The sequence below is a fragment of the Spirosoma pomorum genome (genome assembly GCF_054776615.1).
The window spans coordinates 957,869-977,609 of the sequence record NZ_BAAHBP010000001.1 but is presented as its reverse complement, the minus strand read 5'-3'; the positions used below and the strand labels follow the sequence as shown (position 1 = coordinate 977,609).

At 51.9% G+C, this 19,741-nt stretch carries 14 protein-coding genes; 5 read left to right on the top strand and 9 right to left on the bottom strand.

The window, feature by feature from the left end; all coding sequences use genetic code 11:
• Nucleotides 1–51 precede the first annotated feature (51 nt).
• Both ACYVAD_RS04080 and ACYVAD_RS04075 read right to left on the bottom strand, forming a co-directional pair.
• Nucleotides 52–627, bottom strand: a complete 576-nt coding sequence (locus ACYVAD_RS04080) for a peptidylprolyl isomerase (RefSeq protein ID WP_461138180.1) — start codon at nt 625–627, stop codon at nt 52–54.
• Between the two features lie 118 nt (nt 628–745).
• Nucleotides 746–1,717 carry a YihY/virulence factor BrkB family protein gene (locus tag ACYVAD_RS04075; RefSeq protein WP_461138179.1) on the bottom strand — a complete coding sequence of 324 codons (972 nt, stop codon included), beginning with the start codon at nt 1,715–1,717 and terminating at the stop codon, nt 746–748.
• A gap of 215 nt (nt 1,718–1,932) precedes the next feature.
• On the opposite strand from ACYVAD_RS04075, the gene ACYVAD_RS04070 reads away from it, so the two are divergent.
• The gene (locus tag ACYVAD_RS04070; protein ID WP_461138178.1) at nt 1,933–2,589 is read left to right on the top strand and encodes a GDSL-type esterase/lipase family protein; all 657 of its coding nucleotides are present in this window, start codon (nt 1,933–1,935) and stop codon (nt 2,587–2,589) included.
• Between the two features lie 35 nt (nt 2,590–2,624).
• Here ACYVAD_RS04070 and ACYVAD_RS04065 read toward each other — a convergent pair whose 3' ends face one another.
• The 5 genes from ACYVAD_RS04065 to ACYVAD_RS04045 form a co-directional block, all read right to left on the bottom strand.
• Nucleotides 2,625–3,776: a PQQ-dependent sugar dehydrogenase gene (locus ACYVAD_RS04065; protein ID WP_461138177.1), complete on the bottom strand. Its 1,152-nt coding sequence runs from the start codon at nt 3,774–3,776 to the stop codon at nt 2,625–2,627.
• A gap of 145 nt (nt 3,777–3,921) precedes the next feature.
• A complete protein-coding gene (locus tag ACYVAD_RS04060; protein WP_461138176.1) occupies nt 3,922–4,632 on the bottom strand; it encodes a 2-phosphosulfolactate phosphatase in 711 nt (236 codons plus the stop codon).
• A 48-nt stretch (nt 4,633–4,680) separates the two neighbouring features.
• Nucleotides 4,681–5,775 (bottom strand): glycine cleavage system aminomethyltransferase GcvT, encoded by a 1,095-nt coding sequence (gcvT, locus tag ACYVAD_RS04055; RefSeq protein WP_461138175.1) that lies wholly within the window; start codon nt 5,773–5,775, stop codon nt 4,681–4,683.
• A 72-nt stretch (nt 5,776–5,847) separates the two neighbouring features.
• Complete coding sequence (locus tag ACYVAD_RS04050) at nt 5,848–7,299, bottom strand: TonB family protein (RefSeq protein WP_461138174.1); 1,452 nt, start codon at nt 7,297–7,299, stop codon at nt 5,848–5,850.
• Nucleotides 7,300–7,346: 47 nt separating this feature from the next.
• Nucleotides 7,347–8,816, bottom strand: a complete 1,470-nt coding sequence (locus ACYVAD_RS04045; RefSeq protein WP_461138173.1) for a TonB family protein — start codon at nt 8,814–8,816, stop codon at nt 7,347–7,349.
• 151 nt (nt 8,817–8,967) lie between these two features.
• On the opposite strand from ACYVAD_RS04045, the gene ACYVAD_RS04040 reads away from it, so the two are divergent.
• A complete protein-coding gene (locus tag ACYVAD_RS04040; RefSeq protein ID WP_461138172.1) occupies nt 8,968–10,254 on the top strand; it encodes an MFS transporter in 1,287 nt (428 codons plus the stop codon).
• A 111-nt stretch (nt 10,255–10,365) separates the two neighbouring features.
• Nucleotides 10,366–12,768, top strand: coding sequence for a glycoside hydrolase family 3 N-terminal domain-containing protein (locus ACYVAD_RS04035; protein ID WP_461138171.1), 2,403 nt, complete (start codon nt 10,366–10,368; stop codon nt 12,766–12,768).
• A gap of 112 nt (nt 12,769–12,880) precedes the next feature.
• On the opposite strand, the gene ACYVAD_RS04030 is transcribed toward ACYVAD_RS04035, so the two are convergent.
• Together ACYVAD_RS04030 and ACYVAD_RS04025 are read right to left on the bottom strand one after the other, a co-directional pair.
• Nucleotides 12,881–13,534 (bottom strand): deoxyribose-phosphate aldolase, encoded by a 654-nt coding sequence (locus ACYVAD_RS04030; protein ID WP_461138170.1) that lies wholly within the window; start codon nt 13,532–13,534, stop codon nt 12,881–12,883.
• A 95-nt stretch (nt 13,535–13,629) separates the two neighbouring features.
• On the bottom strand, nt 13,630–15,555 hold the full coding sequence (locus ACYVAD_RS04025; RefSeq protein ID WP_461138169.1) for a pseudouridine synthase: 1,926 nt from the start codon (nt 15,553–15,555) through the stop codon (nt 13,630–13,632).
• A gap of 237 nt (nt 15,556–15,792) precedes the next feature.
• On the opposite strand from ACYVAD_RS04025, the gene ACYVAD_RS04020 reads away from it, so the two are divergent.
• The gene (locus ACYVAD_RS04020) at nt 15,793–17,787 is read left to right on the top strand and encodes an acetoacetate--CoA ligase (RefSeq protein ID WP_461138168.1); all 1,995 of its coding nucleotides are present in this window, start codon (nt 15,793–15,795) and stop codon (nt 17,785–17,787) included.
• Nucleotides 17,788–17,943: 156 nt separating this feature from the next.
• Nucleotides 17,944–19,674 carry a S41 family peptidase gene (locus ACYVAD_RS04015; RefSeq protein ID WP_461138167.1) on the top strand — a complete coding sequence of 577 codons (1,731 nt, stop codon included), beginning with the start codon at nt 17,944–17,946 and terminating at the stop codon, nt 19,672–19,674.
• Nucleotides 19,675–19,741: the final 67 nt, after the last annotated feature.

Below are 19,741 nucleotides of genomic sequence, written 5' to 3'. Positions count from 1 at the left end.
TCCTCCGCTAATTCTTGCTGGCTTGTTTCTTCTTATTCTGTTTCTCTATGTCTACTTCTTGTAGCCCAATTCCTTTAGCTGTCCTTCTGTTAGTTCAATGACATTAACGTCGAGCGGAATGGGAGTAAGGGGTGTGTCGGTTGTATCGGTTTTGACGGAAACGATCTGATCCACTACGTCCATCCCCTTGAACACCTGCCCGTAAACCGTGTATTTGTTATCCAATCGAGCCAGTCCATTCTTGTTCTGAACAATGTAAAACTGACAACCGGCCGACAGCATCTCCGGGTTATCATCCCGTCCGGCTCCAACGGCCCCATAAACGTGTTTGAGAGTAGGCACAAATTCAGGTTTCAGCAGGTGTGGAGAATTGGCGAACCCTTCGGGCGTGTCGGGACAGCCGCCCTGCGCAACAAAGTTTTTGATGACCCGGTTGAACGTAAACGTATCCCAGTAGCCTTTTTGTGCGAGTTTGATGAAACTGGCTTTGTGATTCGGCGTTTCGTCGTACAGCCAGAAAAGAATTTCACCCTGTGGCGTTTTTATCTGGCCCACTGGGTACGTTTTTTCGGTAGTGTACGCCAGCAGTAAAACGGCAAGCGGAAAGATCAGTAGTAGTTTTTTCATTGATGTTCAGAAGAGGATTGGTTAGCCTCGACTAAAACTACTCAAAATACAAACGTGCGGTCAACGGAAGAGTCTATCTTCTGCTGACCGCACGTAATCAGGGGCTGGTAAGCTGCGCTTACTCTTTTTGGTTCGCCTGTTCTATCTTGGCATCCGTCGGAATCACAGCCACATCCCGTTCCCGCTCCCGTTGTTCGACGTAGACGGCATGCTCGGCGGGTTCGATCTTGATACCAAAATGATTGGCATACGCCTGCGTAAACTCGGCACCGAAGTAAAGAATGGCCGCCGTGTAGTAGATCCAGGTCAGGATAACGATCAGCGATCCCGCGGCACCGTAGGTTGAACTGGTGCCAGTTGTGTCGATGTATAAACCAATCAAATAGCGTCCCAGCATGAAGAGCAGCGCCGTGAAGAAAGCTCCCCAGCGTACGTCCTTCCAGGCAATCTTGGCATCGGGTAATACCTTGAAAATCGTGGCAAAAAGGGCCGTAACAATGACCGTACTCACCGTAAAATTCAACGCTTCGACCAGAAAAACGCCCACTCCTGGAATGTAGCGGACGAGTAGATCACTCATGGCCAGGATCACCCCATTGATGATTAGCGATACGAGCAATAAAAAGCCCAGACTAAGAACCAGTGAAGACGACAGCAGCCGGTCTTTGATCAGTTTGAGCCAGCCTTTCGCTGGTTTAGCCTTTACCCGCCAGATCATATTGACTGAGTCCTGAATTTCGATAAAGATGCTGGTTGCACCGAACAACAACGTAACGATACCAATGCCCAGGGCTACGTTAGTTTTACCCGACAGCTCAATGCTTTTGAGCATGTCCTGAATCTGTTTAGCGGCTGCATTACCAACCAATCCGTTGATCTGGGAAAAAACTTGTCCCTGTACGGCTTCCTGCCCGTAAAAAATGCTGAGCAGGGAAATGATCAGTACGAGCAGAGGAGCCAGGGAAAAAACGGTGTAATACGCCAATGCTGCGCTGAGTTTCAGGCCTCGGTCGTCCATAAACCCGTTAAAGGAGTCGCGCAGTACAATCCAGACGTTTTGGAAGAACGAGCTGGTTGGTTTGGTTTCCATAGTTGGCTCAGTTAGTTTATTTATAGGTCGTGAAGGTTACTTGTGTGCACGTGGGAAGTCAACAGCATGGGACAGGACTACCCGAAAAATTAACTGGGTAGAAGAGCGATGGTTTCCAATAATGAGGCTGGGCTCCTGGCTGAAATGCCGTTCCAATAGAATGTTAGGCTAACTTTAAGCAAAAATTGACAACCCCGCCGATAATCGGCTACTGTATGAAAAAATGGTTTTTTGGCTTACTGTTTGTCGTCCTGGTTGGCTGGGGCTGCCGTGCTATCAGCGATATTGTGCGTCCTAGCGTACGGATTGCCTGCATCGGAACGAGTATTACGGAAGGCTACACGTTGCCCGTCGAACAAACGTACCCTGTTCTGTTACAAAACCTGGTGACGTCGCCCGACAAGGTACTGAACTTTGGGGTGGGGGGAACCTGCATGCTGAAGAAAAGCGACATTCCGTACTGGCAGGCGCAGAAATACCAGTTTGCGCTCGATTGGAAGCCGACGATACTGATTGTCGAGTTTGGGGCCAACGATTCAAAAGCGCAGAACTGGCAGTATAAAGCCGAGTTCAAGCAGGATTACCTGGCCTTGATCGATTCGTTCAAGAAACTGTCCAGCTCGCCCAAAATCTACCTATGTACACCGCCACCGGCTTTTGCGTCGAACACGTTCGGTGTGCAGCCGGGCGTCATTGACAATGAAATTGTTCCTATCGTGAAGGAAGTGGCCAAGGAGACCGGATCTGAAATAATCGATCTGCACACGCTTATGCAGGGACAGACGGGCTGGTTTCTCGATGGATTACATCCTAACGCCATCGGGACGATTAAGATCTCCGAAGAAGTAAATCGCGTGATCGCCGGAAAATAAGCTTCCGGCGATCACGCGATCAGCAATGAGAGCAGTTATTCAGGAATGACCTGAATAATCCGGCCGGGGCTCTCGATGGAAACGTACAGGTTACCGTTGGGCCCCTGTTTTACGTTCCGAACGCGCCCTTCGCCTTGTAACAACCTTGCTTCGCTGACAACCTGATTGTTGTTAAGCTGGCAGATGCTCAAATACTCCGAGGCTAATGCGCCCGTTGCCAGACTGCCTTTCCAGCTACCGAAATTATCACTCGTGATAAACGCCAGGCCACTGGTGCCGATGGACGGTGTCCAGGTGAAAAGCGGTGCCTGAATTCCGTCGCGCGTCGGGCTAGCCGATATGGTTGATCCGTCGTAGTTGATACCGTTCGAGACGAGCGGCCAGCCATAGTTGGCTCCACGCTGCACAATGTTAATTTCATCTCCCCCGCGAGGGCCATGTTCCGTTTCCCACAATTCGTTGGTGGCGGGGTTAATTGCTAAGCCCTGCGGATTCCGGTGGCCATAGGAGTAAATCGTCGTTGGACCCGACTGACCCGCTAGCACCGGGTTATCGGATGGGACCTGACCTGAATCGGTCATGCGGTGAACCTTACCCCAACCCGTTGTTACGTCCTGCGCGTTTTTATTCGGTGATGATTCGCCACCGAGCGTTTGTCCGCCACCCTCGCCCACACTCAGGTACAGAAACCCGCTGTTGTCGAATTCAATCCGGCTACCGTAGTGACCCTGCCAAGTATTGGTCGCGGCCGTCTGGAAAATTGTTTCCAGGTTAGTGATCTGCGTGTTGCTGATTTTAAAGCGAATTAAGTTCAACCGCGTAGCCGAACTACCGGACACCGAACCCGCGTAGGAAGCATATACCCAGCCGTTGGCTGCATACTGTGGATGGACGCGCAGATCAAGTAACCCGCCCTGGCTCCGGGTGTCAATATCCGATGGCAGACCGGTGATTTCTGTCGCAGTCCCGTTCGAAAAGCGACGGAGCTTGCCTGATTTTTCGGTGAAAAGTAAATCACCGTTGGGCAGAAAATCCATACCCCAGATAATACCATAGCCCGTCAAGACGGTTTCGGTGCGAAATGAAGGCGTTTCGACGTCTGGCTCAGTTACTTCCGGTCTGCAACTGGTAAGGCCCGTCAGGCTCAGCAGGAGTGCCGCGCCGAAGAGAAGTCGGGAGTTTTTCATGAGATTGAGTAATTAGTTTTAATCTCATTTTAACCTCAAACAGCTCCCTTTGTTAACGAATTAGTGGAAAGAGTACCGGTGTAAAACAAAATAAGCGCCTGAATCAATGTTCAGGCGCTTATCGGTGCGTTGTTGCAAAGATGGATTAAACCTCCATGCTTACCAGCGCATTACCTCGCAAAACAGGAACGACATCGTAGAGGTCGTGCTGGAGGCAATACGTAATATCTTTCTGAATACCAAGACGTTGTAATCGGCGAATGTGCGATGAATTCGCCAGGTACGAGGGGAGGTTGTCCTTACCCTGTACGTACAGCCGCCACGCCATAATGGCGCTATCTTCAGCCATGGCGTAACTGTCTTTCAGCCGATCAACCAGCGCTCCGGCGTAGAGTGTGTCTTCTAGGTTGACCCGGCCTTTCCAGCCCGCGCAAAGCACCATGACGTCGTACGGCTCACTCTGAAGGTAGCGGGCAATGGCGTCCAGGTTCAGGAACGAGCCCACTAATACTTTCACGGCGGCTCGTGAGCGGGTGAGCGCCAGCGTTCCGTTGGTGGTCGTCATGGCGATGTTAGCGCCCCGGATCTGATCGTCCATGTACGTAAAAGGCGAGTTGTCCAGTTCGAACCCTTCGACCTTTTTAGCGTTACGTTCGGCCGCGGCCAGATAACCGCGTTCCCGCCACGCCTGGCATTCCTCAACCGTCGCAACGGGAATAATCGTGTTTACTCCGTAGGCAAAGGCCGTAACCATGCAGGAGGTAGCCCGGAACACATCGGCAACGACAACAATGGTATTCTCCATGTTGTGCAGGTGCAGCAGTTCTGGGGTCAGACAAACGTCAATTTGTTTCATGGGATTGATCTGCGGCTGGTGTCAGACAGATACCAGCCGCAGACAGAATTATTTTTTTACGAAGGGGAGTTTAATAACCTGCGCCTTGAGCAGCCGATCGCGGACTTTGACGAAAATTTCAGTGCCGGGTTTGCTGGTCGCTGCTGGTACGTAACCCAGGCCAATACCTTTGCCCAGCGTAGGCGACTGCGCACCGGAGGTTACCTCACCAATAGTGTTGCCATCGGCATCGGCCAGTTCGTAATGACCCCGTGGAATACCCCGGTCGATCATTTCAAAACCAACCAGTTTTTTTGGGACGCCCTGCTCTTTTTGCTTCTTCAGTACGTCGGCGTCGATGAAATCGTGCGTGAATTTGGTTACCCAGCCGAGCCCTGCTTCGATGGGCGATGTTTCGTCAGTGATATCGTTGCCGTAGAGGTTGTAGCCCATTTCGAGCCGCAGCGTATCGCGCGCGCCCAGCCCGATCGGCTTGATACCATAAGGCTCACCGGCTTTCATGATCGCGTTCCAGACGCCCTCGGCCTGCTCGTTCGATACGTAAATCTCAAAGCCGCCCGCGCCGGTATAGCCCGTAGCCGAAACGATGACGTTGGCGTACCCAGCAAAATCGGTTTTCTCGAAGGTATAATAACCCATCGAGTCGAGCTTAGCAGGTGTCAGCGATTCGAGCGCTTTAGCCGCCATGGGGCCCTGTACGGCAAACAGGCACATATCGGCCGATATGTTTACCATGTCCAGGTCAGCATCGGCAGAAATGTGCTGGCTGATCCAGTCCCAGTCCTTATCGATGTTCGACGCGTTGACGACGAGCATGTACTCCTGCTCGCCGAGCCGATACACCAGCAGATCATCAACGATACCACCCCGCCCATTGGGTAGGTAGCTGTACTGCACTTTGCCGTCGAAGAGCGTGCTGGCGTCGTTAGCCGATACGCGTTGAATCAGGGCTAGTGCATCGGGACCTTTGAGCATGAACTCGCCCATGTGCGACACGTCGAAAATACCGACGCCATTGCGCACGGTGTTATGTTCTTCCAGATCGGATGAGTAACGAACGGGCATCTCGAAGCCCGCAAACGGCACGATCTTCGCGCCCAATTGCTGATGAATGTGATGGAGAGGTACCTGCTTAAGCGACATTTCCGCGGGGGTTATCCCGCAAATTTACGAAGCGAACCACGGCTTTTTATCAATCGCAACTTGTTTCCCACGTCATAAATGGAAGTTGATAGGCATATTGTATTTGACTCGGACCTTCTTACCACGCTGAATACCTGGTTTCCAACGACCGCTCATCGCTTTAGTCACACGCAGAGCTTCTTCATCTATGGCTGGATGAACGCCTTTCAGGACTTCGTAGTCGCACAAGGACCCATCTTCGCAAACGACGAAACTGACGAAGACACGACCCTGAGCACCATCTCTTTGGGCTGAAGCTGGATAGCGCAAATTGCTGTTTAGAAAGTTACCCAGCCCCTGCATCCCACCCTCGAACTCGGGGGCCATTTCCCGAACCGTATACGTAGTTGAGTCCCCATTAAACGGTCTTGATTTACCTCCCAGGCAAACACCTTTGTCGAACGTCTCTGTGAAGGAGTAGGAGTTGTCCGAATAGCGTCCCGTCCAGATTCCCTGTTTTACACCATTCTCGTATCGACCCTCTTCCTCAAATGCAACGAACTGAGTGGAGTCCCGTAACGAACGAACTTGATTCCTGTACTGAGCCCGACCGTTCCCGTCTTTCACTTGTTGCTTCCCGTCAACAGTCCAATACACGGTTACAGTTTTTGGATTGCTGATATCCAGCGGCCCGTTTTTGTTGGCGGTCCAGACTTGTTTAAGCTGCCCGTTCGGATACCAGGCAATCAGTGATAGGGTTTCCTTATCTTTTTCATCGGACTGATAGTCAACAGCTCCGTTCGCGTGATAAACGGTACGTTGCCCGGTAGGCCGGCCGTCCTGAAAGAGGGTTTGGCTTACTCGTTTCCTCTGCATACTAATCGCGTACTGCGTGCCAAACCAGGTCTGTTCACTCGTTTGATAGCCCCAAAGGTTGACGGCTTCTCCCCAGGCCTCCTGATGCGCTAATCTTTGAACAAATGGCACGCGTATCGTTTCTTTTCCGTCTGCCTTTTTATCGAAGACAACGATATCGCCGGTAGGCAATCCTGTTGAATCTAATGGGGTAAGCTGTTTGTAGCGAGCCTTATCATCTTTTTCCGGCACAGGTTTGTGCTTGTTGTCGAAATAATCGATCCGCGTGCCTCCGACGTACTCGAACGGCTCGTTCGCCTTGAACATCACCGGGAAGTTGATGGATTGACGAACCCGCTCCCCGCCTTTCTGGGCCGGCTGCCAGGCATTAAACAGACTAAACACCCGAACAGCTTCCCGATCGGCATCGGGTGAGTTACTGGGGATGGCTTTCACGTCGGTTATCCGGCCATCAGGCTCGATGATGCCTGTTACAGTAGTCCGGATCGCTTTGCCAGCAGCCTGCGCGGCAATGGGTTTGCGCAGATTGGTTTGCAGAAACAGTTGTAAATAAGCCATTCCCCCGCGCGGCTGGGCAGTACTATCTACCTCAAACTGCTGATAAATGGGTTGCTGAGCAAAAAGAGAAGCGCTAACGAATACTAGTAGAAGGAGTAAAGCGGATTTCATGAAAGGTTGATATGATATAGAGTGGATACGAACATACAAAAGGCAGATTAATTGAAGCGCTTGGTGACGTAGAAAAATTCGATGGGCAGACTAAAACCAGTTCGGACTTTTTTGCCGCGCCGGATTGCCGGTTTCCAATAACCACTCGTTGCCTTGACGACACGCAGCGCTTCCTGGTCGAGAGCGGGATGAACGCTCTTAGTTATCTCGTAATCACACAGCGTCCCGTCTTCGCAGATTGTAAAATTCACAAACACTTTACCCTCTGCCCGGTCCTTACGTGCCTCCGTTGGGTATTGTGTCTCAAGTGCCAGAAACTGACCTAGCGTCGTTTGACCATAATCAAATTTAGCTATTTGCCCCCCAATCGTATACGTAATGGTATCTTCCCCAACCTGTTTCGCTTTGCCACGTCTGAATTGCCCTTTGTTAAACGTTTCGTCAACGTAATAGGAGTCATCCGAATAGCGGCTAACCCAGTGTCCGTGTCTCCGCCCGTTTTCGTAGCGTCCTTCCTCCCGTAGCGTTACCGTTTTGGAAGAGTCTTTTAGTGATTGAACCAAGTAGTCGTAATATGCTATTCCTTTCCCGTTATCAACTAGTTTTTTGCCCTCTTCGCTCCAGAAAGCGTCTACTTTAGTCGAGAGAAAATAAAGAGGAGGATCACTTTTATTACCAGTCCAGATTTGTTTAAGTTGTCCATTGGGGTACCAGGTTAGTACCGATTGTGTTTCTTTTTCTGGCTCCCCTACGTCCTGAACTACGCCATTAAGGTAATACGTAATACACTGGCCCGTTGGTCGTCCGTCTCTATAATAAGCGTAGCGAAAGCGGTCTCCACTCAGATTCATTATGTAGCGAGGTCCGTACCAATTTTGCTCGGACGTCTTGTAACCAACATTCACAGTGGCATCTGTGCCCGTCCTGTTAGCTTCTACAATTCGGACAAAAGGAATCCGCGTTATCTGCTGGAAAATCCCCTTTTTCTTTTCAAACAAAAGAATGTCACCCGTTGGAATGCCGTCTGTCGTCATGGGTGTCATCTGCTTGTAGCGAATCTGATCATTGCCTTCGGGTACGGGATTTCGGTAGGCGTCGAAATAATCGATCTTAACACCATCCCGGTAGACAAAAGGATCATTTGCTTTGAAAATGACGGGGAACGTAACGGACTGCCGAACCGCTATGCCGTTCTTTTGGGCAGGCTGCCAAGCGTTGAAAAGACTGAACACCCGAACCGCTTCCTTGTCCATATCAGGCGACGCGCTGGGAATAGCGGTTACGCTGGTAACACGGCCATCTACTTCGACAATACCCGTTACGGTCGTTCGAACCGCTTTCCCGATGGCTTGTGCGGGTACTGGTTTTCGCAGGTTAGCCTGCAAAAACATATTCAGAAAAGGGAGGCCACCGCGGGGTTGAGCAACGCTGTCAACGTCGAAATGCTGATAAAGGGAATCCTGGGCAAGAAGAGGAGTCGTAAAGAGAAGGAACAGAACAATTAAGCCCGGCTGCATGAAAGGATAATGATATTGTGGATGCCACGAAAATAGCAGAAGCGCCGGATTCTACTGTTTTTGGAATGGATAGGATCACAGGATTAGAAGTATCCCAAAACTTGTTAATCCTATAATCCTATCCATTCTAATTTTCTCCGTATCATTCGGCATGAATACGACTATATCACCCCGCCGGTTGAAGGCCATTCTGGGCGGTTCGGTGGGCAATCTGGTTGAGTGGTACGACTGGTATGCCTACTCGGCCTTCTCGCTCTACTTCTCGGCGTCCTTTTTTCCGACGGGCAATGCCACGGCGCAGCTACTGAACACAGCGGGTATCTTCGCGCTGGGCTTTCTGATGCGTCCCATCGGTGGGTGGGTGTTCGGGCGGATTGCCGACCAGATTGGGCGTAAACGGTCCATGACACTGTCGGTCCTACTGATGTCGCTGGGATCGTTGCTGATTGCCCTGACGCCAACGTACCAGACGATCGGGATTGCGGCTCCAATCTTGCTGCTTCTGGCGCGACTGCTGCAAGGGCTGAGCGTCGGGGGTGAATACGGCGTGTCGGCAACGTACCTAAGCGAAATGGCTACGCCCGACCGACGCGGATTTTATTCGAGTTTTCAGTACGTTACGCTGATTGGCGGGCAGCTGATTGCCCTGGGGATTCAGCTGATTCTACAAAAACTGCTGCTGACCGAGGAGGAGCTACACGCCTGGGGCTGGCGAATTCCGTTTGTAATCGGCGCCCTGTTGTCGGTGGTAGCGCTTTACCTACGTCAGCATCTGGACGAAACGCATGCCTTTGAAGCGCAGCAAGCTAAAAAGGAAAAGGGTACGCTAAACAAGTTGGCGCAACATCCTAAAGCCCTCCTGACCGTAGTCGGATTAACGGCGGGCGGGACACTGGCGTTTTATACGTACACAACTTACATGCAGAAGTTTCTGGTCAATACAGTCCATCTAACCAAAGGCCAGTCGACCCTGGTGTCGTTCCTATCGCTGCTGATCTTTGCCAGCATACAGCCGTTATTTGGTTTGTTGTCCGATAAAATCGGTCGTCGCCCGCTGCTGCTGGGCTTTGGCATATTGGGTACGCTGGGGACGGTGCCGCTGCTTACAGCGTTGAGCCACGCGTCGGGCCAGTGGGAAGCCTTTTTTATTCTGCTGGCGGCTCTTATTATCGTGAGTGGTTATACCAGCATCAACGCGGTTGTCAAAGCAGAACTCTTTCCAGCCGAGGTACGTGCGCTCGGAGTTGGGTTGCCCTACGCGCTGGCCGTGGCCGTGTTTGGCGGCACCGCCGAATATATTGCGCTCTGGTTCAAAAATGAGGGACATGAATCGTACTTCTACTGGTATATCACGGCGGCCATCGCTTCCTCGCTGCTGGTGTACGTTTTCATGAGTGAAACGAAGCGTACTTCAAAGTTGAATCACGATCCGGCGTAAGCCTTGATCTTCAGATCATATCTGGTTTGAATATTTTAAAATTTATTAAAATATAGCTCATTTCTGCGGCTGGCGCGGACGATCAGATTATTTTTCTGCGTATCATTCGGGATGAATGCATTACCGACCCGTAAATTATTGACGCTGGCTATTGGCTTGGCTTTGTTTTCGCCTGCCGTTAACGCACAGAAGTCAGCCACTCCTTTGTACAAGAATGCGACTGCCCCGGTTGATGAACGAGTGCAGGATCTGCTGAAGCGAATGACGACCGAAGAGAAAGTCGGTCAGTTGTCCACGCTGCTGGGCTGGGAAATGTACCAGAAGCAGGGTGATAACGTATCGGTTAGCGACAAATTCAAGAAGGCGGTCAACGACGAACACATTGGTATGCTCTGGGCAACGCTACGGGCGGACCCCTGGACGCAGAAAACTCTGAAAACCGGGTTAAATCCAGCCCTGGCCGCCCAAGCGACCAATGCCCTTCAGAAGTACGTTATCGAGAACACGCGGTTGGGTATTCCTATGCTGTTGTCCGAAGAGTGCCCACACGGGCACATGGCTATTGGCACAACCGTTTTTCCAACAGCGCTGGGTCAGGGGAGTACCTGGAATCCGGCTTTAATTAACGAGATGGCAACTGTCATCGCGCAGGAAGCGCGCTTGCAGGGGGCTCATGCGGGCTACGGGCCCGTACTTGATCTGGCGCGCGAACCCCGCTGGTCGCGGGTAGAGGAAACCTACGGCGAAGATCCGATTCTAAATAGTCAGATGGGGGTTGCTATGGTAACAGGCTTTCAAGGTAAAGGGCTGAAAAGTGGCGTCAACATCATTTCGACACTCAAACACTTCGCGGCTTATGGCGTTCCCGAAGGGGGGCATAACGGAGGAAGTGTCGCTACCGGCCCCCGTGAACTGATGCAGGTGTATCTGCCCCCGTTCCGGGCGGCTGTAAAAGCCGGAGCCCTATCGATCATGACGGCGTACAATTCAATCGATGGCGTTCCCTGCACGGCTAATCCGTACCTGTTAAAGACGATTTTACGTAACGAATGGGGTTTTCGGGGCTTCTCTGTGTCGGATCTGAGCAGTATTTCGGGGCTGCGTAGTAATCACCACACGGCAGCGACTGCTGCTGAAGCGGCCGCACAGGCCATCAACGCCGGACTAGATGCTGATCTGAGCGGCTACGGTTTTGGTAAGCCGCTACTGGAGGCAATCAAACAGGGTATGGTATCAACCGCCGTGCTGGATACGGCCGTGAGCCACGTGCTGCGCCAGAAATTTCAGCTGGGGCTGTTCGAAAATCCGTACGTATCACCCGAAAAAGCGACGGCCGGCGTACGGAACACCGCCCACGTCAATCTGGCCCGGCGTGTGGCGCAGGAGTCGGTTATTTTGCTCAAAAACGACAGAAATCTGCTGCCGCTGAACAAGCAAACCAAGCGCATAGCTGTTATCGGTCCTAACGCTGACAATGTCTACAACCAACTCGGCGACTATACGGCTCCACAGGCTGATGGCAACGTGGTAACAGTATTACAGGGTATCAAAAATAAACTGGGCCGCACCGCTGACATTACCTACGTCAAAGGATGCGCTATTCGTGATACGACGACCGTTAACATTGCCGAAGCCGTGCAGGCGGCTCAGCAGGCCGACATAGCGGTCGTAGTGCTGGGCGGCTCCAGCGCCCGCGATTTTAAGACCGAGTACCAGAATACGGGCGCGGCCACGGTAAAGGCGGGTGAAGGCATCATAAGTGATATGGAAAGTGGCGAAGGCTTTGACCGCGCCAGCCTGGATATGCTGGGTAAGCAACTGGACCTGCTGAAAGCCGTGATGCAGACTGGTAAACCAGTTGTTCTTGTTCTGATCGAAGGCCGCCCGCTGAACTTAAATTGGGCGGCTGCCAATGTGCCCGCTATCGTTAATGCCTGGTATCCGGGGCAGGAGGGAGGCAACGCTATTGCCGATGTTCTTTTCGGTGATTACAACCCCGCTGGCCGGTTACCGATTTCCGTACCGAAATCAGCGGGGCAGCTGCCGGTCTATTATAACTACAAAAAACCGTCGCGTCACGATTACGTCGAAATGGATACCAAGCCGCTTTATCCGTTTGGCTACGGGTTGAGCTATTCAAAATTTGACTACAGTAATCTGAATGTATCGGTGTCGGAAACGGGTAGCGACGTAGCGGTTACGGTGACGATGGCCGTAAAAAACACTGGTAGCCGTGACGGTGACGAAGTGGTTCAGCTATACGTAGATGACAAAACCAGTTCGGTCGTTGGCCCATTGAAGCAACTCAAAAAGTTCGAGCGACTGAACCTGAAAGCGGGCGAAGAAAAACTCGTTACGTTCACCCTGACCGCCGACGACCTGAAGCTGTATAATCCAAGTATGAACTGGGTTGTTGAAAAAGGTGATTTTACCGTAATGGCAGGTGCCTCATCGGATGACATTCGTCAGAAAAAAGACTTTACCCTGACGCGCGATTTAACGGTGAAGCCGTAGCAAAGGCTTAAAATAAAAAGAGCAAAGACGTAAGAAGAAAGACAAACAGGACTGTACCTGTCAACCTTTTTCTTCTCACGTCTTTGCTCTTTTAGCTATTTTCTGTTCTACTCTACTCATCCAGCAACGGACTGGGATACCGTAGCGTCAGCCGCTCGACACCCGCAGCGATCAATGCGTCAAGCTGGTCCGGTGTAGCACCGTCGGCAACGAGCTTGACCCCAACTGATTTTGGTACGTCCTGCCGGAACTGTAGCGTTGATTCCAGTGAGAATGAATTGCTGCGAATTCCCGTTGCGTTTTTAATGAAATCAGCCCCGGCGTCCGTAGAAAGTTTGATCAGGTGTCTTTGCTGATCAGACGTAAGCAGCGCCGACTCCAGAATGACAGTCAGTAGTTTCTCCTGAGCGTGCGCCAGCTTGACCAGTTTGGCGACTTCAATCTTCAGCCAGTCGGCCGAGGGAGAGAACAGAGCCGAAGTGTTAAGCACAACCTCTATTTCACTCGCGCCGTCCTTCAGGGCCCATTCTACCTCAGTCTGTTTTGCTTCTGTACGCTGGTATCCATAGGGGTAACCCACCACCGTAGCCAGTACGAAGGGATGGGTTTCGCCCAGTTCTTGCCGGAATTTTTTCACCCAGAACGGTGCCACTGTCAGCCCCGCCATACCTAGCTGCGTTACGTCGTCAAGCGCGCTGTACTGATCGTTGAGCGTAACGTCAGGATGCAGTAAGGCCAGCTCGATATAGGGGAACAGGTGATTCATAAGGGTAAAGAGTGAAAGAACGAAAGAGCGATTATACTGTATGTATTTTCGCTCTTTCACCCTTTCGTTCCGCTTCGGCGGTCCGATTTCACTCTTTAATTAAGGTACTTGAGCTTGATAACCTCTTTCGGTTCCAGGAAACGCCACTTGCCGCGGGGTAACTCTTTCTTGGTCAGACCAGCGTACGTCGTGCGGTCGAGCTTGGTGACTTCATAGCCGAGGTGTTCGAAAATACGACGAACGATACGATTGCGACCCGAGTGAATCTCGATGCCCACGACGTAAGCGTCGGGCGTAACGATGCTCAGTGCGTCGGGTTTGATTTCGCCGTCTTCCAGCTCAAGACCCTGCTTAATCGCGTCGAAGTGTTCTTCGGTGATGGGCTTGTCGAGTTCTACCTGGTAAATCTTGCGAACATTGTACGACGGATGCGTCAGCTTATCGGCCAATTCGCCATCGTTGGTCAGCAGCAATAAACCCGTGGTGTTGCGGTCCAGACGACCAACCGGATACATCCGGAAGTTGCCCGCATCGGCTACCAGTTCCATGACAGTTTTCCGTTCTTCCGGATCATCTGTCGTGGTGATGTAATCTTTGGGTTTGTTGAGAAGGACGTAAACGAAGCGCTCGGGGTTCAGTACTTTGGTGCCATATCGTACCGTATCGCCTTCTTTTACCTTATAGCCCATTTCGGTCACGACTTTGCCGTTTACCGAGATGTTGCCCTGAGCAATCAGTTCATCCGCTTCCCGGCGTGAGCAGACGCCCGAGTTGGCAATGTAGCGATTAAGCCGCGTCAGGCCTGGCTCGTCGGTACGAACCGAATCCGATTCCTGGGAAGCTCTATCATTCTGTTTGTAATCACCACGATTCGAATAGTCGTTTCGCTTATCCCGATTACGCGCAATTTCCAGTTCGTAGTTGGGTGCTTTTTTATATTGTCCAGTCCGGCGTTCGCCCGAATCTTTACGTTGTTCGCTCGTGAAGCGGTCACTTGGATCGAAGGGTCCATCCTGCCGACGGCCACGACGGGATGTTTCGTTCCGGTCTGCACCATTCCAGTTTTCACGGTTGCGCTCGTCAGCATCGCGCTGGAAGCCACCTACCCGTTTGAAGGCGGGCTTGTCAGAACGATTATTCTTGTCGAACCGGGGGCGGTCGCTGCCACTACGGTCGCTGCCACTTCCTTCACGGTTGAAGCGTGGACGATCGTTGCCACTACGGTCATTAGTCCGATCCCGATTGAACGACGGCCGTTCGCCACGGTCACTGCCACCTTCTCGGTTGAACCGGGGGCGATCATTGTTAGAACGGTCGCTACCACTACGGTCGCTACCACTACGGTCGTTATTGCTGCGGTTAAAGGACGGCCGTTCGTAGCGGTCATTTCCCCCTTCGCGGTTGAAGCGCGGCCGGTCGTTACCACTGCGGTCATTTCCGCGATCATTCCGATCCCGATTGAACGATGGCCGTTCGCCACGGTCGCTGCCGCCTTCGCGGTTGAACCGGGGGCGGTCATTGTTACTACGTTCGCTACCACTACGGTCGCTATTGCTGCGGTTGAATGACGGCCGTTCGCTACGGTCATTGCCCCCTTCGCGGTTAAAGCGTGGCCGATCGTTGCCACCACGGTCGTTGCTGCCGCGATCATTCCGATCCCGATCATTGCCACCATCCCGGTTAAAGCGTGGGCGGTCGCTACCACTACGGTCGTTACCACTACGGTCATTTCCGCGATCATTCCGGTCCCGGTTAAACGACGGCCGTTCGCCACGGTCGTTACCACCTTCGCGGTTGAAGCGTGGCCGGTCGTTACCACTACGGTCGTTGCTGCCGCGGTCGTTGCGGTCATTGTCGCGGTTAAAACGTGGTCGGTCGTTACCTGCTGACCGGTCGTTTTGCGAGCTGTTGTTAGATCGATTAAAGCGTGGAGCGTCATCCCGACGGCCGAAGGAACGACTCTCGCTATCCCGGCGCGAATTGGGGCGACCGGAGCGGTTCTGTTCTGAGTCCTGATTCATGGAAAAATACAGTAAATCGTACTGTTGTGTGTAATTGATATGCTGATAATCAGCGATAAGCCGAGTCTTCTGTTCAAAAGGGATGCAAAGGTACTCCTTTTGCAAGAATCGATGCTACGTCTGCTCCGGTCACAACGCATTTTGTTGAAAAAACAATCCAAAGACGCGAGAAGTTGGCACAAAATCGTTGTCTATGGGGCTAACCTGCCTAACATATGCATAGCCCGCCACTCCAAGATGACGCAGAACCTTCCAAACCTCCTCTATAGACCCGACCGCCGGACTGCCGATCAGTCTATTCTGAAGCAGTATTTCAACTGGCTTTTTGTGAAGAAGGGACTGTACTTCCGGGACTACGATGATCTGTGGGACTGGTCGGTTACGGACCTGGAAGATTTTTGGGCCAGCATCTGGGAGTTTTTCGATGTACAAAGCGAAACCGATTATCGGCAGGTTGTCTTCCAGCCCGACACGCGTAGTATGATCGGAACGGAGTGGTTTATTGGGGCTACGGTAAATTATGCCGAGCACATCTTTCGGCATCAGAATACACAACATCCCGCGCTTCTGTTTTCCTCGGAGCGGCACCGCCTGACGACCGTTTCCTGGAGTAAGCTGGAAAAACAGGTAGCCGCCGTGGCGGCCTATCTGAAACTGCAGGGCGTTGGTGTGGGTGACCGGGTTGTTTCGGTGTTGCCCAATATTCCTGAAGCGGTCATTGCCTTCTTGGCTACAAACGCCATCGGGGCTGTCTGGTCAAGTTGCTCTCCCGACTTTGGTACAAGCAGCGTCGTTGACCGGTTTCAGCAGATCGAGCCTAAGGTTCTCATTGCGGCTGACGGATACACCTACAATGGGAAGGAAATTGACAAAACCGAGGCTATGCGTGAACTGCGTATCAGCCTGCCTACCTTACAACGGGTTATCTGGGTTCCTTACCTCGATTCAGACAGTCGGCTGGAGCGGGCTACGTTATGGGCCTCGGTCCTGGAAACGCCCACGCCTGATGGTTTGACGTTCGAACAGGTTCCGTTTAACCACCCGATCTGGGTGTTGTATTCGTCTGGTACGACGGGCAAGCCCAAAGCAATTACGCACAGTGTTGGTGGCTGTCTGATTGAACACCTGAAAACGCTGGCCCTGCACCAGGATGTTCGCGCGGGGGAGCGTTATTTCTGGTATTCGACGACGGGCTGGATGATGTGGAATTTTGCGCTCGGTTCCATGCTTGTCGGGGCTACGTTGGTGCTTTATGACGGGTCGGTTGGGTACCCCAACATGAAAACGCTCTGGAAACTGGCCGAAGATGCCCGCATCAATCATTTTGGGGGCGGAGCTGCCTATTACTTAGCCTGCATGCGTGCCGAAGCGGATTTGACAGCCGACGGGAAACGACTGGGGAGTGAGTTTAGATTGAATAATCTGCGGACGATTGCCTCTACTGGATCACCCTTGCCTCCTGAGGGCTTCCGCTGGATTTACGAAGCCATTAAACCAGACGTTTGGCTGATCTCCTTCAGTGGGGGAACCGATATCTGTAGCGGTTTTGTAGGAGGGAATCTACTCCAACCGGTGTACGAAGGGGAGATCCAGTGTCGGCTGCTGGGGTGCAAACTGGAAGCCTACGACGATAAAGGCTATCCCGTACGTGGCAAACAGGGGGAAATGGTCATTCTTGAACCCATGCCCTCCATGCCCATTTACTTCTGGGGCGACGCGGGTAACCAGCGCTATTTTGCCAGTTATTTCGAGAAATATCCCGGCATCTGGTGGCACGGCGATTACATCGAAATCACGGAACGTAACGGAGTCATCATCTACGGCCGGTCAGATGCCACCCTCAACCGCGACGGCGTACGAATAGGAACCAGTGACATTTACAGCGCGATTGAACGTCTGCCCGAAATTGCCGATAGTCTGATCGTAGGACTAGAGCAACCCGGCGGACGTTATTTTATGCCCATGTTCGTGGTGTTGCGAAGCGATTCCACGTTGACTGATGAACTGACTAAGCGAATTAAAGATACCCTGAGAAAACAGCTTAGCCCCAGACACGTACCGGATATGATCTACGCCATCGACGAGATTCCGTACACGATCAGCGGGAAGAAGGTCGAAACACCCGTGAAAAAAATTCTGGCGGGTGTTGATCCGTCACTGGCGGTTAGCCGGGATACCCTCCGAAATCCTAAGTCGCTCGACCAGTTTATAAATTTTTCAGTCGGAAACTGATCCCATTTTATCTGAAACGGCAGAAAATGAAGATGTTACCACCCGCAGAATAGGCTTTAACATTTTTTTAGAAAACGATCGGAAACGGGGCAAACATTTCGCTATCTTCCAAACGTTTAGGGGGTATAGAAACGCTTGTAAGCAGGTAGGCACCATATGGAAGACGAACAGAAAACAAACGGCGAATCGGTAAACCCAAAAGGAAGCCGGGAGCATATTCGCAATAATAAATCAACGGTGCGCCTACCCATGTTGCTGGGCTTGACTATGGCCGGTGGCATGCTGATCGGCGCTACGTTCTTTGGTGGCACCAAAAGCCTGAATACCATTGGTAAAGGCTACACAAAGTATCGGGAAATTCTGCAGCTAATCGAGAACAACTACGTCGATACGGTCAATACCGACGAACTGGTTGATTACTCGATTGAACAGATGCTTCATAAGCTTGATCCCCATACCGCCTATCTGAATCCGCAAAATGCGGTGGCGGCCCGTTCGCAGCTGGAAGGTGGTTTTGATGGCATTGGTGTCGAGTTCAATATCTACAGAGATACGGTCTACGTGGTGACTCCTATGTCCGGCGGGCCATCTGAAGCTGTTGGTATTCAGAGTGGCGACAAAATCATCAAAGTTGATGAGAAGCCGCTGGTTGGTACTAAGATCGAGAACAGCGATGTATACAAAGCGCTGCGGGGTAAGCGGGGAACGCCAGTCAAGCTGACGATCCTGCGCAAGGGCGACAAACAACCCAAAGTATACACCGTTACGCGCGACCGGATTCCAACGTATTCGATCGACGCGGCTTATATGATCGATAACCAGACGGGATACATTAAGGTCAACCGCTTCTCCGAAACGACCTACGACGAATTCAAAACGGCGCTGGCGTCGCTGAAAAGTCAGGGAATGAAGCAATTGATGATGGACCTGCGGAATAACCCCGGCGGATACATGGATCGCGCTACCAGCATTGCCGATGAGTTTATTTCGGGCAACAAATTGCTGGTCTACACCAACGGGAAAGATAATCGATACGACCGGCAGACGTTCGCGCGCATTGCGGGTCAGTTCGAAGAAGGACCGTTGGTTGTGCTGGTCGATGAGGGGAGTGCCTCGGCATCAGAAATTGTGGCAGGTGCCTTACAGGATCATGATCGTGCACTGATTGCGGGTCGACGTTCATTCGGAAAAGGACTAGTGCAGATGCCGGTTCAACTGAGCGATGGTTCCGAATTGCGGCTCACGATCTCACGCTATTACACGCCTAGTGGTCGGAGTATTCAGAAACCCTATATTCCGGGTCAGGAGGGGGACTACGAGAAAGATATGGAGCAGCGTTCGAAACGGGGTGAATACTACATTGCTGACTCGATCAAGAACGATCCGAAGCTGAAGTTTAAAACGGACGGCGGACGGGTTGTGTATGGCGGTGGAGGTATCACACCGGATTATTTCATTCCGCGGGATTCGAGCTGGCAGACACCGTATCTGATCAAGCTGTTCAACAAAAACCTGATTCGGGAATATGCGGTTGAATACGCTAATGCCAACCGGAAGCGGTTAGAAAAGCTGCCGTTTGCAGAGTTCGACCGAACTGTTACGCTGGACGACGCCTTCATGAATCGGCTGACGAAAGAAGCCGCCACTGAAGGTGTTCCCTTCAACCAGAAAGAGTACAATCGCTCGAAAGAGTACATCCGGACGCAGATCAAGGCTCTGGTGGCCCGCTACGTTTATCAGAAAAATAATAAAGGGGGGCTGAACAACGAATATTTCCAGGTTATCTCCGGGGCGGACGACACATATAAGAAAGCCCTACAGCTCTTTGATCGGGCCGATAAACTGGAGCATGGTATGTTCACCTACAACGCGCCAGAGAAGAAGTAGATCGTAGGGAGACAAGAAAAAAGACGTAAGAAGCTAGAAGTTCGCGGATGCGCTTCTAGCTTCTTAC